Annotated in this window: 10 protein-coding genes and 3 pseudogenes; 4 read left to right on the top strand and 9 right to left on the bottom strand. The window is 59.9% G+C overall.

What is annotated here, in order from left to right:
* Positions 1–314: 314 nt before the first annotated feature.
* From V7S54_RS30050 to V7S54_RS30040, 3 genes and pseudogenes are all read right to left on the bottom strand, one after another.
* Entirely contained in the window at positions 315–1,661 is a 1,347-nt protein-coding gene (locus tag V7S54_RS30050; protein ID WP_065375149.1) for an SLC13 family permease, read from the bottom strand.
* Between the two features lie 104 nt (positions 1,662–1,765).
* The gene (locus tag V7S54_RS30045; protein WP_336409598.1) at positions 1,766–3,274 is read right to left on the bottom strand and encodes a malonate--CoA ligase; all 1,509 of its coding nucleotides are present in this window, start codon (positions 3,272–3,274) and stop codon (positions 1,766–1,768) included.
* A 4-nt stretch (positions 3,275–3,278) separates the two neighbouring features.
* Positions 3,279–4,684: pseudogene (locus V7S54_RS30040) on the bottom strand (malonyl-CoA decarboxylase); the annotation flags it as partial.
* Positions 4,685–4,845: 161 nt separating this feature from the next.
* Here V7S54_RS30040 and V7S54_RS30035 point away from each other — a divergent pair.
* Entirely contained in the window at positions 4,846–5,496 is a 651-nt protein-coding gene (locus V7S54_RS30035) for a GntR family transcriptional regulator (RefSeq protein WP_065375147.1), read from the top strand.
* Positions 5,497–5,561: 65 nt separating this feature from the next.
* Here V7S54_RS30035 and V7S54_RS30030 read toward each other — a convergent pair.
* The 3 genes and pseudogenes from V7S54_RS30030 to V7S54_RS30020 form a co-directional block, all read right to left on the bottom strand.
* A pseudogene (locus V7S54_RS30030) lies at positions 5,562–5,881 on the bottom strand (3-hydroxyacyl-CoA dehydrogenase family protein); the annotation flags it as partial.
* A 491-nt stretch (positions 5,882–6,372) separates the two neighbouring features.
* Positions 6,373–6,780: a nuclear transport factor 2 family protein gene (locus V7S54_RS30025; protein ID WP_057248381.1), complete on the bottom strand. Its 408-nt coding sequence runs from the start codon at positions 6,778–6,780 to the stop codon at positions 6,373–6,375.
* Between the two features lie 53 nt (positions 6,781–6,833).
* Positions 6,834–7,901 carry an SDR family oxidoreductase gene (locus V7S54_RS30020; protein ID WP_336409599.1) on the bottom strand — a complete coding sequence of 356 codons (1,068 nt, stop codon included), beginning with the start codon at positions 7,899–7,901 and terminating at the stop codon, positions 6,834–6,836.
* Positions 7,902–7,957: 56 nt separating this feature from the next.
* Between V7S54_RS30020 and V7S54_RS30015 the strand changes: the two genes are divergently transcribed.
* A complete protein-coding gene (locus V7S54_RS30015) occupies positions 7,958–8,617 on the top strand; it encodes a TetR/AcrR family transcriptional regulator (RefSeq protein ID WP_336409600.1) in 660 nt (219 codons plus the stop codon).
* Between the two features lie 8 nt (positions 8,618–8,625).
* On the opposite strand, the gene V7S54_RS30010 is transcribed toward V7S54_RS30015, so the two are convergent.
* A complete protein-coding gene (locus tag V7S54_RS30010; RefSeq protein WP_336557487.1) occupies positions 8,626–9,420 on the bottom strand; it encodes an MBL fold metallo-hydrolase in 795 nt (264 codons plus the stop codon).
* 125 nt (positions 9,421–9,545) lie between these two features.
* On the opposite strand from V7S54_RS30010, the gene V7S54_RS30005 reads away from it, so the two are divergent.
* On the top strand, positions 9,546–10,055 hold the full coding sequence (locus V7S54_RS30005) for a nucleoside kinase (RefSeq protein ID WP_336409601.1): 510 nt from the start codon (positions 9,546–9,548) through the stop codon (positions 10,053–10,055).
* A 233-nt stretch (positions 10,056–10,288) separates the two neighbouring features.
* Here V7S54_RS30005 and V7S54_RS30000 read toward each other — a convergent pair whose 3' ends face one another.
* Positions 10,289–10,630 (bottom strand): helix-turn-helix domain-containing protein, encoded by a 342-nt coding sequence (locus V7S54_RS30000; RefSeq protein WP_336409602.1) that lies wholly within the window; start codon positions 10,628–10,630, stop codon positions 10,289–10,291.
* A gap of 81 nt (positions 10,631–10,711) precedes the next feature.
* On the opposite strand from V7S54_RS30000, the pseudogene V7S54_RS29995 reads away from it, so the two are divergent.
* Positions 10,712–11,599, top strand: a pseudogene (locus V7S54_RS29995) (LysR family transcriptional regulator).
* 120 nt (positions 11,600–11,719) lie between these two features.
* Here the strand turns inward: V7S54_RS29995 and hmpA are convergent.
* On the bottom strand, positions 11,720–12,934 hold the full coding sequence (hmpA, locus tag V7S54_RS29990; protein ID WP_336409603.1) for an NO-inducible flavohemoprotein: 1,215 nt from the start codon (positions 12,932–12,934) through the stop codon (positions 11,720–11,722).
* Positions 12,935–12,952: the final 18 nt, after the last annotated feature.

Below are 12,952 nucleotides of genomic sequence, written 5' to 3'. Positions count from 1 at the left end.
GCCCAAAGATCCGAGATCGGACTCGGATCGAGGGCAAGGGCCCGTGGCTCGCAGCGGCAAAATTCTGACGTGTTAGAACTTGAAACCGGCGACGGTCCAGCCGTAGATGGCGCCGTCTGTGAAGTCGAACACTCAGATGGAGGGCCCTGGATTCTACCCGTTTCGGATCTGGGGCCTTTTCTTTCGTCGCCCGGAGGCTGTACGCGAAGCCGTCTTTCCGCTCTCCCTTCTGACCGGTTCTCGGGGGCACGCTTCTGCCGCAGCGGCCAGACAGACCCCGGATGGCTTGTGCTTTCGGGGACGCGGTCCTGCCATTATATGAGGCCCGGTACGACGAACACCGACCAGGCAACGATCGGCCCGATGATCGCGATCAGTGCACTGTAGACCAGCAGTTGCCGCAGCACCTGTTCGCGCTCATCGTCCGGCGCGTTGGCGACGACGAGCGCGCCATTGGTGGAGAACGGGCTGGTGTCGACGATCGTCGTCGATATGGCGATTGCTGCCACGACGCCGATGGCGCTGATATGCCCTTGCAACAGGAACGGAACGGCGAGCGGGATGATGGCGCCGAGCAGCGCGGTCGATGAGGCAAAGGCCGAAACGATGGCGCCGGTGAAGCAAAGCAGCAGCGCCACCAGCAGCGGCATGCCAAGGCTCGATATGCCGCTGGCCACATAATTGACCGTGCCGGCCTTCTCCATGACGCCGACATAGGTGATGATGCCGGCGATCAGAAGCACGGTCGACCAGCTGACCTTGTCGATCGCCGCTTTCTGCGTCTTCGGCGAGATGAGGGCGAGGGCGACGGCTACGGTGATCGCGACCAGACCGACATTGAACTTGAAGACGAGCGCGCCAATGCCGAGCGCCGTCAAACCGATCAAAGTGAAGACCTTTTCCGGGCTCAGGCGCAATGTCTGTAGAGTGTCCGCCGCCGTACCGTAGGCGTGCTCCCTGATCGGCTTGGCAGGCGTGCCGCCATGGCCCCGGATCGACGCCGATACACCCTCGGGATGCAATTCGGGCAGAGGACCGGAGACTGCTGGTTTCTGCTTCATGACGCGCGCGCCGCCGAAGACGAAGAACACCAGCACGGCGATCGCCAGGTTGAAGAAGAAGCTGGAGAGGAACAGCGATGTCGGCGCGAAGGGCAGGCCGGCCTTGACGACAATCTGGTTGGTGATGCCGCCATAGACACTGATCGGCGAGAAGCCGCCGGCCTGTGCGCCGTGGATGACCATCAGTCCCATCATCACCGGATGGATGCGGTATTGCACGGCAAAGCTGAGCGCCACAGGGGCGAGGATCGCCACAGCCGCCGGGCCGAGTGCGCCAAAACCGGTGATGATGGCGGCCACGACGAACATCACCCAGGGGATCCAGGCGACATGTCCGCGCACCAGCCGCACGGCGCATTCAACGAGCCAGTCGATGGTGCCGTTTATCTGCGCGATGGCGAAGAGGTAGGTGACGGCGACAAGCGTCAGGAACAGGTCGCTCGGGAAGCCGGCAAAAATGTCATTGGCCTTCATGCCGATGATCAGCGAGCCGAGCAGGAAGGTGCAGCCGAATGCCAGCGCACCCATGTTGATCGGTTGGACCGTCGCGATGACGAACATGGCGATAAGCAGCAGTATGGATAGGATTTCGATACCCATGATTCCCCTCCCTCCGACGCGTCGAGCGCCGGCAGCTAGTGTTCTTCAAGATTGGATTGTTCCCCGCGCCTTCCTCCCAGAGGACGCAGGGACGGATCACGTCGTTATGTGTAAAGGTCGGCGTATTTCTGCCGCAGGACGTTCTTCTGGACCTTGCCCATGGTGTTGCGCGGCAGATCCTCGGTGAAGATGATGCGCTTGGGTTGCTTGTAGCGGGCGAGCCGGTCCTGGAGCGCGCCCAGGATCGCCTTTTCATCGAGCGTCGCGTCGGGCTTGCAAACGACGATGGCGGTGACGCCCTCGCCGAAATCGGGATGCGGAACGCCGATGACCGCGCTCTCGGCGACCCCCTCAAGCTGGTCGATCTCGCCTTCGACCTCCTTGGGATAGATGTTGTATCCGCCCGAAATCACCAGGTCCTTGCTGCGGCCGACGATGTGGACATAGCCTTGCCCGTCGATCTTACCGAGGTCGCCGCTGATGAAGAACCCGTCGGCGGTGAATTCCGCGGCCGTCTTCTCCGGCATGCGCCAATAGCCCTTGAAGACGTTCGGTCCCTTGATTTCGATCATGCCGGTTTCTCCCGGCGCAACCTCGCTGCCGGTCGCCGGATCGGTGACGCGCACCGTCACGCCGGGCAGCGGAAAGCCAACCGTTCCGGCAATCCTATCTCCGTCATAGGGGTTCGACGTGTTCATGTTGGTTTCGGTCATGCCGTAGCGTTCCAGGATCGCAAGACCGGTGCGCTTGCTGAACTCCACATGCGTTTCGGCAAGCAGCGGCGCCGAACCGGAGATGAAGAGGCGCATGTTCGCCACGGCTTGCCGGTCGAGCCGCGGGCTCTGCAGCAGGCGCACGTAAAAGGTCGGGACGCCCATCAGGAGAGTCGCCTGCGGCATCAGCGACATCACCTCGTCCGGGTCGAATTTCGGTAGCAGGAACATCGAGGCGCCGGCAAGCAATGTGACGTTGGTGGCGACGAACAGGCCATGGGTGTGGAAGATCGGCAAGGCATGGATCAACCGATCGTCAGCCGTGACGCGCCAGTAGTCGCGCAAGGTCAGGGCGTTCGAGAGCAGGTTGCCGTGGGTGAGCATCGCCCCCTTGGAACGTCCGGTCGTTCCCGACGTATAGAGGATCGTTGCCAGATCGTCGGCCGTGCGCGAGGCATCGACGAAGTCGGCTTGTTCGTCTCTCGCGAGATCGAGAAGCGAGCCGGTACCATCGGCGTCAAGGGTTTCGACAATCGCACCGTGAGGATCGGCGATCGTTGAGACGCCTTCTCGGGCACTCGAGGACACGACAACCAGCCGCGGTTCGGCATCGCCGATGAAATAGTCGAGCTCGGCGAGCGTATAGGCGGTATTGAGCGGCAGATAAACCGCGCCTGAACGAAGGCAGGCGAGATAGAGGATCAAGGCCTCGGAACTCTTGTCGACCTGCACGGCAACCCGGTCGCCTGGGCGGATGCCGAGCGTATCCATCGCGTTTGCGATACGGCCCGACAGATCGAGCGCATCCTTATAGGTCCAGGTACGGCCGCCGTTCACCCGAATGAATGGCGCGTCTCCCGATGCAGCGGCCCTTATGGCGTCGAAAAGATGGTTGCTCACTTTCGCCTCCTCCGATCCTTGAATTCACCATTTGCGCGAACGGCTGGCAGCCTTGCTGGCGACAGTGCCGCGGCGGCCTTCGCCGTTCTGATTGAGCAAGCCCTTGACCGCCGGTGAGGCAACCACTTCGCCACGCTGCGCCAAGGCCTCGTGGTTGGCGACGATGTCCTCGAGCTGGTAGAGATAGTTGACCATAAGGCCATGCGCCTGCTGCATCGCCTTGGCCGAGCGGTCGCCGAGAAAGTTCAGCCTCTCCAGTCGGGCGCCGTTGCCGAGATGAAACCGCGCCACTGGGTCAATTGGGCGACCCTCCGGTGTCCGTTCCATCAGGAAATAGCGCGCCGCTAGCGGCAGCAGCACGCGCTCCACCTCGACCGCCATGTTCTCGTCATCGACCCATTTCGGGTCATCGAGCAGCGTCAGAGCCCTGCAATCCGCAGCCGACAGCTCACTTGCGGCGTCGCGGGACTTGAGCCATCGGGCAAAGCCTGGAACGGGCGAGAGCGTGACGAAATTCTTCAGCGATGGCAGGTCTTTGCGCAGGTCTTCCACCACTTGCTTGATCAGGAAATTGCCAAAGGAAATGCCGCGCAAACCGTCCTGGCAATTGGAGATCGAATAGAAGACGGCGGTTGTCGCCTCGTCGGCGTTGATTTGCTCGCGGCCCTCGTCGAGAACTTCGCCAATAGCACTCGGCATCCATCGCGTGAGCGCCACTTCGACGAAGACAAGCGGTTCGTCCGTGAGCCTTGGATGGAAGAAGGCGAAGCAGCGGCGATCGGCGGGGGCCAATCGGCGGCGCAATTCTTCCCAGCCGGAAATCTCGTGCACGGCTTCGTATTTGATGATCTTTTCCAGGATGTGAGCCGGCGTCGACCAATCGATCGGCCGAAGCGTCAGGAAGCCGCGGTTGAACCAAGAGCCGAAGAGGTGGGCGAAATCGGCGTCGAGCGCCTGGAAGCCGGTGGCTTGCTCTTTGGAGGCAAGCAGCTGCTCACGCATCCGGACAAGCTTGGCCGTACCGCTCGGCGCGTGGTTCAACCGGCGCAGCAGTTCCTGCCGCCGCGGTTCGGCCGCCTGGTGGAGTGCGATAATCGCGGTTGAACTCTTGTCGGTGCGGTAATTTTCAATCGCCTGGTCGAGTTTTGCCGTGTCGGGTCCGAACTTGTCGGAAAGCATGTGAAAGAACCGCTGTACCCCGTCGGCGTCGAGTGCGTCCCAGCGGGCGAGTATTTCGGCGGCAAGAGCCATGCCGGAAGCTTCGCCCCGGCTCGATAGCAGCATCTCGCAGAGAGTTTCGAGATCGGCCTTGGCTGCGACCTCGGAGGCGCGTGAACCCGAAAACAGCAGCTTGCGTCCGCGATCGGTGATGCTCTGCAGCATGTCCGTGAAAAAAGAGGTCTCAGGCATGCCCATTCTCCCCTTCTTAAATCGCCGACTTGGTTGCGCCGCCAGTGCGGCTGCTTCCCATCGCGTGGTTTCGCCGGTAGTATGTAAGGTGTCACGTTACGTACACGACGTCAAGTGTCGTGTATACAAGATCGATGTTTATGTATGAGGAAGCGGAACAGATGTCCGAAAATGTCGGCCGGTGGCTTCGGGACGAGATTGAAAACGCAATTCTTTCCAATGAGTTCTCCCCTGGCGAGCGCTTGGACGAAATGGTGCTTGCCAATCGGTTCGGAGTCTCGCGGACGCCGGTGCGCGAGGCGCTGATGCAGCTCGACGCCATCGGCCTGATCGAAATCCGACCTCGCAGAGGGGCCGTCGTCATCGATCCGGGACCGCACCGCATCTACGAAATGTTCGAGGTGATGGCGGAGCTGGAGGGGCTCGCCGGATCGCTCGCCGCCCGCCGGCTGGACGATGAGGCGCGCGAAGCAATCGCGGCAGCACACAAGCGTTGCGAGCTTTCGGCCGGAGCCGGCGACAGCGACGCCTATTATTACGACAACGAGGCATTTCATAAGGCGATCTACGCCGCGAGCCGGAGCGACTTCCTCGCGGAGCAGTGCACGCAATTGCACCGCCGCCTGCGCCCCTATCGACGGCTTCAACTGCGCGTGCGCAATCGGCTGGCGACATCCTTCACGGAACATTGTGCCATTGTCGACGCCATCTTTGCCGGGGACGGGGAGGAGGCGCGGCGCCTGCTTAGGGCGCATGTCGGGATACAGGGCGAGAGGTTCAGCGATCTGGTTGCAAGCATGGCGACCAGATGACCTCGAACCTCGGACAATAGGCAGGGACCGCTATCTTGACGCGGTTCTTCGGCACTCGTCCCTGTTCAGCGGCTCGGGACGGGCGCGTCGCCGCGATAGTCGTAAAAGCCCCTGCCGACCTTCCGCCACAGCCAGCCGGGTCGAGATATTTCACCAGCAGCGGGCCGGGCCGGTACTTAGTATCGGCGAGCCCGTCTTGGAGAACGTTCATGATGGCGTGGCAGGTGTCGAGGCCGATGAAGTCGGCGAGGCCGATGAAGTCGGCGAGTTCCAGCGGTCCCATTGGATGATTGGCGCCGAGCTTCATGCTCTGCTTGATATCGACAATCGAACCGACGCCTTCGTAGAGCGCATAGACCGACTCGTTGATCATCTGAATCAGGATTTTCCTGATCTCTATGGGAGGAACTTCCCTCGGGAGACTGTAACTTCCATCTTTGTCTTTATCCCAACGAGTATCACGTCACCTGCTTCTTCGCGCTGCCGGAGGCATCTGAGAAAGACAGAGTTGCCAACAGTTCGAATCTATTCAAGGCGACGGATAGGAGATATCGGGACTGGGCGGCATGGCGGCTTCCGTCGTCTCAGTCGGGTGAGAGTACGAGTTGGTGCCCTTAGTCTGAACGCGCGGGAAGCGTTAGGAGTGGATACTTGGCCTACCCGAGCGTCTCAATTGGGGCCGCTTGCTGACAGTCTGCTTCGGAGCAGCGTCCGGCAGAAAACTGCCGTTCAGTAAGCGACCGCAATTCGGCCATTCGCTCTCCAAAAACGTAGACCCCAAAGCTGCTTGCAATTACCTAAATGGCCGATTTGGCTGCGTAGACGGCTTGACGGTCTGCACTAAACTTCAGGCCCTTGTCGTGGCTGCGGCACCGACTATCCGCTGATGCTGGTCGCCTGAGACCAGACGACCATCCATTGGCCATCACGCTGTTCGTAGACGTCGGTGTGCCAGTAATCACTGAGAGGGACTTTGTGCCCACTGAACAAGACCTCCAACTGGGCGCGATATCGGATGACCGCAGCGGTGTCGTACAGGCGCACCGCAATGTCGGCAGGCTCCCAGGTCAGGTATCGAATTTTGCCCAATGCGATAGACCCCAGATACTCGTCTTTGGAAAGGGCCACGCCGATTGGCGTGATCAATTGAAAGTCTGGTGCGTGAAGCTTTCTTGCCCGGTCGAGATCAGCGACGACGAGGGCGCGCAGTCTGGCGCGTTCCGTTTCACGCAAAAACTCTATTGTGCTGGAGGTTTCGACAGTATCGGGGGATCGGGTCGTCATGGTATTCTCCAATTGAAAAAGGCGAGATCGCTCGATCTCTAAATAAGTGACGACTATACGGAGGCTGCGGCGGTCGGCGGCATGGCTGCGATCAAGCCCAAGTCAATCAGGCTCTGGGCGCTAGCCCGTATAGCCTCTTCCTCTGAGCGCGACCGCCAGTTCAGGACATGCCGGGCCTTTGCTGCGCTGACACTCAGGTCACGATTGAGTTCATGAACGATGGTTCGTGCATGGGGGTCGGATTCCGCCATCGCCCTAACCACCTCATCGGGAACTTCACCTGAAGGAAGCCGTGAGACGTACTCTGGGAAGGACGCAGCCAGGACAGCTACCAAATCCTTGAGCCAGAAAAAGCGCCCGCCAACGATAAACCTTTGATCTTTGGCTTCGGGTTGCGTCATCGCCAGCAGGTGAGCCCGCGCCACATCGCGCACATCCACCACTGAGAAACCAAACCGTGGAATACCTTGGAATTGTCCTGTCATCAGATGATGGATCAGTCCCACGGATGTCCCGAAATTCGCTCCGAGCAACGGCCCCAGGATCATGCTCGGGTTAATGACAGTCAGTTCGAGCCCTACGTCGCGCGCAAAGGCCCAGGCAGCACGCTCAGTCAAAGTTTTTGACTGGTAATAGGGCGTTGCCCGCGGACCGTTCCGGTCAGTCCAATTTTCTTCGGTGAAGGGGGCCTGCCCGTCGCCATGGTTGGTGGCACCTATCGAGGATGTGAGGACCACCCGCTCGACGCGCGCGTTGTGCGCCGCAAGGAGCACCCGCAAAGCGCCCTCACGGGCGGTCTGGATCAAAGCGTCCGTATTTTCCGGAAACCCAGGAGGAAAGGGAGACGCGGTATGAATGACATAACGACAACCTTCGACAGCTGCAGGCCAGCCATCGTCGCTATCAAGATCTGCCTGCACGAAGCTGAGCCGCTCCAGAGCATCCTTGCCAATATGAGCGCCAAGCAGACGTCGCACGCTGTCACTTTTTTCGATGTGGCGCAGACTACCGCGCACACGATAGCCTTGCTTAAGCAACTGAAAGGCGACGTGCCCGGCGAGAAACCCACCAATGCCGGTAACCAGCACCGCTGCATTTGCAGCGTTCGTCTCTGTTTTCATCGAATGTCCTTCTGACCGCATCAGTCGGTCATGTCGATTAGACACTTGAACCATAAATGTCCAATCGTCTTTTGACAGCCTGGACTGAAGGTGTCAATCTGCCCATCATGCAGCCCGACCAAAAAATAACCCTGATCCTGGACGCAGCCTTGCCGGTGTTTGTGCGCTTTGGCTTTCGCAAGACGTCAATGGCGGACATTGCCCGTGCGGCGTCGATCTCGCGCGCCTCGCTCTATTTGAGCTTCAGCAGCAAGGAAGAGCTGTTTCGGGCCGGTTCAGTTCGCGCCCACGCCAAGGCCTTGGATGAAGTGGCAGCGGTGCTGGCGAGCGACGGGTGTGCCTTTGATCGCATTGCCAAGGCCATGGCGGTTTTTCAGCGGGAGTTGATTGCGCCATTTGGCGGCAGTGCTGATGCAGATGAGCTATTTGCCGCCAACGTGGCCTTGGCGGCCGATATTACGCTCGACGCGCGCCAGAAGCTTTTGAACCTGCTGACGCAAACCATATTGGCTGCTGCGCAGAAGGGCGAAATCGATCTTGAACCTCTGGAAGTGCCACCTGCGCAGCTGGCCAATCTCATTGTCGCTGCCATGGATGGGATCAAGCACGCCCAAGGCGGCGGTTCCAGCCTTCAAGACGGCATGAAACTCTTCATGCGCCTTCTTCGACTGGCCGTAGCCGCCGTTCCGCTTCCCACCCCAAATCGGATCTCGTGAATAAAGAATCAGCCGCACGAAGCGGTCATCCGTTTTGAGCGAATGACCGTTCCATGTTCATATTTCGGTTCGCTCAGCCAAAAGCAACGCATCCTCGATGCCCACACCGAGATATCGAACCGTGTTCTCGATCTTGGTGTGCCCGAGCAATATCTGGATGGCGCGCAGTAGTTGTTCTTGCCTCCGGCGATCAGACCGCCCATGTGGTCCTGATGCATATGCGTTACGATCACCGCGTCGATCTGGTCGAGCTGCAGGCCAAGCGCACCGAGCGCCTGCGGCAGTTTGCCGGTCTGCCCGATCGAGCCCGCTGCACCGGCATCGATCAGGATGCGGCGCTCGCCATCATCGATGAGATACTGGTTGAAGAGGAACCGCACCCCACTCGGCCGGGCGGTGAACTGAGCGGCTGCGGCCTGCTCCACCTCGGCCGGGGCGCGTCCCGGAAAATAGTCGAAGGGCATATCGGCATACCCGTCTGTCAGTGCCGTCACCGTGAAGCGACCGATGCGGATCTGCGCCAGCGGCGTAATGCTGACCGGCGTTTTGGCGGTATTCTGCGCGGCGGCAGGGGCCGGTGCGCCACTGATGCCGATTTTGATTTTAACGAGATCACAGCCGCGAAGTTTGCTTGCGATTGCGAGATCAAACAGCGCGCGATCTCTCATGCGCCCCTCCCGGTCAAGGAAGAAGCGTATTGCCCAAATCTGGCGCTGCTTCAGCGGCTTTTTGACGCCGACCTTCCGGCCGGCGTTCCATGCGGGACGGCCCAGTGCAGTTGGATCGTATTGTGCAATACCCATTTGAGTTCTCCTTCGGGCAAAGGTTGGCCGCTTGGAAAACGTATGTGGGGCCGTCATTTCGTTGGCGAAGCGTTCCCAGGTAGAGTGTCTTCTCACCAGATCGAAGGCCATGATAAGCGGCGCCTATGGGAATCAAGAACTATCTGATCGAAGGCGGTTCCGGCACTGGGAAAACGTCTGTCGCTACCGAACTGGAGCGGCGGGGCCACCATGTCGTCCATGGTGACCGGGTCTTGGCCTATGTAGGCGACTCCGAGACAGGCCAGGCACTCGCAGGACCACCCGAAGGCGCGGACCGCATTGTTTGGGGATACGCCCACTGGATCTGGCGCGTCGACAAGGTCCGCGCTATTGCTGCCGACACCACCCATCCTGCCACCTTCTTCTGTGGCGGCTCGCGCAATTTCCACAAATTCCTGGATCTTTTCGACAAGGTTTTCGTGCTCGATATAGACGTTGAGACCTTGAACCGACGATTGGATGGGCGGCCAAATGAGCCGGGCTTCGAGCCGGCCGAGCGGACGCTGGTGCTCCGCTACCATCATACCCGGGAATATCTTCCCATCGGCATCAATATCGACACGACGGGTACCGTCCCAAGTGTCGTCGACGATATCCTCGCTCAACTCACCTGACGCCCTGAAAGTATTGAGAGTGGGACGGAAAGCACTCGACTATTGCGGGAACGCTAGCCGCCTGAAGGGCTCACAGGCGGCATTATCGCTTTCGTGGTCGACCGGCAGCTCTCAGAACGAGAAACCGGGTGTCTTAACGACCGACAAGGGGGCGCAATGCTGTCGTTTGCAGACCTAAGCGTGGACGCGCCTTACGGGCCGGACAGAACGCATAATGTATCGTCGGGAACCGGCTATGCCGGTTGCTTCGGGGCGGCTGCCAACGCTTCGATCATCAGGACAAGTCGCCGAAGGTCTTCGCTTTTCAACGCCTTGAGCGCGACGGCGATGCGGTCTTGGAACTGCTCTTCGACTGTGCGGACCTTGTTGTCGGTAGCATTCACGCCCAGCAATTCGTCGACGCTGATGCCCAGGACATCGGCTATACGGACCAAAGTGGATAGGTCCGGCTCGCGCACTCCGCTGACGTAGTTTCCATATCGCCGATCGCTCAAGCCGGCGCGGCGAGCCACTTCCGCGTTTGAAATTCCAAGTTGTTCAGCGCGGCGCTTTAGGTTCAGGGCAAACGTATCCATGCCCACATTTTGTTCATGACAAACCACACGGGTCTATGTACGATACGTGGTATTTCATAACAACGAAACGTGGTATCAACCATGGAACTACGCCAGCTTTCCTACTTCGTTGCCGTGGCAGAGGAGCTGCATTTCAATCGGGCAGCTGCGCGAATGCACATCGCCCAGCCGGCACTGAGTTCCCACATCCAGGCGCTGGAGAAGGAGCTTGGTGTCCGGCTGCTTGACCGGTCGACGCGTAGGGTCGAGCTGACGCGGGCAGGGGAGGTGTTCTACGATCGGGCGGTGCGCATCATCGGTGATGTCGGCATGTCGGCCGAGATGGCGCGGTCGGTCGCCGGAAAGGCCGCGCGCACGATCAAGATCGGAACCGTCTATCCGGCAACGACCGGCGTGTTGCCGGCGTTTCTCGCGCGGATCGGCCGGAAGTTCCGGAGGTCGCGCTGCATGTGGCGAGCGGCTCTACCAGCGACATCGTCCGCGGACTAGAAAATGGCCAGATCAATCTCGGCTTCATCCGACCGGTTGAAAACATCGGCTCCTTGCGCTTCTTCTCGATCGCGCATGCGCTATCTGCTGGCCGTCGAAAAGACGAGCCCGCTGGCGCTTCGAAGCGAGATCGACATCGAGGACCTTCGCTCCGAAAAGATCATCGCCTTTTCCCGTCAGAACCTCTCCTATTCGGAGCGCTATTTCTTCGAGATGTTCGAGACCCATGGTCTGACCGGCAACATCGCCTATAGCTGCGACGATACCTTCTCGCTGGTGTCGCTTGTCTCCGCCGGCCTCGGCATCGGCTTTGCGCCGGAATGGACGAAGGACCTGCCGAACCGGAACTTCGAGCTCAGGCCCGTGCGCGGCGTCGATCTCAAGATCGGACTTGGTGTCGCCTGGAACAAGGAGGATCCAACGTTGTCTCGCGACGACATCATCGATATTGCCCGGTCGTTGGCGCGGCCGGGAAGGTGAGGTGGCGCCTGATATTCGAGCCCTGGTCTGAAAAACGAGCAGGCACTGTCCTGCGGCCGGCACTGAAAGCGCCGGCCGCAGGATCGGAGTGACGATGCCAAGTTTCGTTGTTCGCCGCCTTCAGGCGGCAATCAGTTCGTCGGACGGGCCAAAGAACTCGAAGTGAACCCGCTCTCTTGAAACGCCTTCTTTGGCCAGCGCAGGAACGAGGGCGCGAAGGAACGGCTTCGGTCCACAGAGATAGAATTCGGCATTTTCAATGGGTGTATTCTTGCGAAGCCACTCTGCGGTGATGAAGCCATCGAAGTCGTGAGACAGTCCGACCGCGTCCTCGGCTGTGGGCGCGCTGTAGAAGCTGCTGATCTTGATCTTGCCATGCGCGTCGGCGAGCTGGCGAACATGCCGGTCCATGGCATGCGTCCCGCTATTCAGCGCGCCGTGGATGAAATGCGCTTCGAGGTTCGGATGCTCCTCGGCGATTGTCTCCAGGATACTGACCATCGGCGTCAGGCCAACGCCGCCCGAAAGCAACACGACCGGTTTCTCCGGTGCTTCGGGAAGGAAGAAGTCGCCGGCCGGCGGGGTCGCGCTCAACACCATGCCTGCGCTCGCCTGATCGTGGAGGTATCGCGATCCACCCTGTCCCTGCGCTTCCCGCTTGACCGAGATGCGGTAGAAACTATCGCTGGGACCGCTGGAGATCGAGTAGTTGCGCTTGATCTCCTGGCCGTTCTCCAGTTGGAAGCGAAGCGTCAGGTATTGGCCGGGCTTGTGGCGCGCAACGCGACCGCCATCCTTGGGCTTCAAGACAAACGAGGTGACAACATCGCTTTCGCGAACCTTCGCGTCGACGACGAAGTCTCTCCAGCCATCCCAGCCGCCCGAGCGCTTCAGCAGTTCGCCGCGTATCTCGGCTTCGCGCTCCTTGAGAATATCGGCCAGGAACCAGTAAGCCTCGCCCCATGCATTTAAGAGTTCAGGTGTCGCTGCACTTCCGAGCACATCTTCGATGGCCGCGAGAAGGGCCGTGGCGACAAAGGGATAGTGCTCGGGCAGAATATGATACCCGATGTGCTTGTGCGCGATCCGCTCGACCACGGGGCCGAGCACGGCAAGGTTATCGATGTTTTGCGCGTAGGCCACAATGGCGGCGGCAAGCGCGTTAACCTGTGAGCCGCCTTCGCCCTGATTGGCATGGTTGAACAACTCGCGGATATGATCGTCACGGAATAGGCGGGCATACATGCTCTTCGTGATGTCCGCTCCGTGTGCCGCGAGCGACGGGATGCTTGCCTTTACGATCTGAACAGTCTCGGTTGAGAGTGGTTTCGGCATGAACTTTCCTTTCGATGC

Origin of the sequence: Ensifer sp. CCNWLY38 (assembly GCF_037120565.1) — a bacterium.
In the GTDB taxonomy this organism is placed as follows: Bacteria; Pseudomonadota; Alphaproteobacteria; order Rhizobiales; family Rhizobiaceae; genus Ensifer; species Ensifer adhaerens_H.
The sequence above is the reverse complement of the archived record's forward strand: the minus strand, read 5'-3'. Positions and strand labels throughout refer to the sequence as shown.

What these genes read in the sequence shown, in the direction of transcription:
- V7S54_RS30025 (WP_057248381.1), bottom strand. Translation starts at nt 6,780, where the DNA reads ATGACGACCCGATCCCCCGATACTGTCGAAACCTCCAGCACAATAGAG.
- V7S54_RS30005 (WP_336409601.1), top strand. Translation starts at nt 9,546, where the DNA reads ATGGGAATCAAGAACTATCTGATCGAAGGCGGTTCCGGCACTGGGAAA.
- V7S54_RS30000 (WP_336409602.1), bottom strand. Translation starts at nt 10,630, where the DNA reads ATGGATACGTTTGCCCTGAACCTAAAGCGCCGCGCTGAACAACTTGGA.
- V7S54_RS30035 (WP_065375147.1), top strand. Translation starts at nt 4,846, where the DNA reads ATGTCCGAAAATGTCGGCCGGTGGCTTCGGGACGAGATTGAAAACGCA.
- V7S54_RS30020 (WP_336409599.1), bottom strand. Translation starts at nt 7,901, where the DNA reads ATGAAAACAGAGACGAACGCTGCAAATGCAGCGGTGCTGGTTACCGGC.
- hmpA (WP_336409603.1), bottom strand. Translation starts at nt 12,934, where the DNA reads ATGCCGAAACCACTCTCAACCGAGACTGTTCAGATCGTAAAGGCAAGC.
- V7S54_RS30010 (WP_336557487.1), bottom strand. Translation starts at nt 9,420, where the DNA reads ATGGGTATTGCACAATACGATCCAACTGCACTGGGCCGTCCCGCATGG.
- V7S54_RS30050 (WP_065375149.1), bottom strand. Translation starts at nt 1,661, where the DNA reads ATGGGTATCGAAATCCTATCCATACTGCTGCTTATCGCCATGTTCGTC.
- V7S54_RS30015 (WP_336409600.1), top strand. Translation starts at nt 7,958, where the DNA reads ATGTCCAATCGTCTTTTGACAGCCTGGACTGAAGGTGTCAATCTGCCC.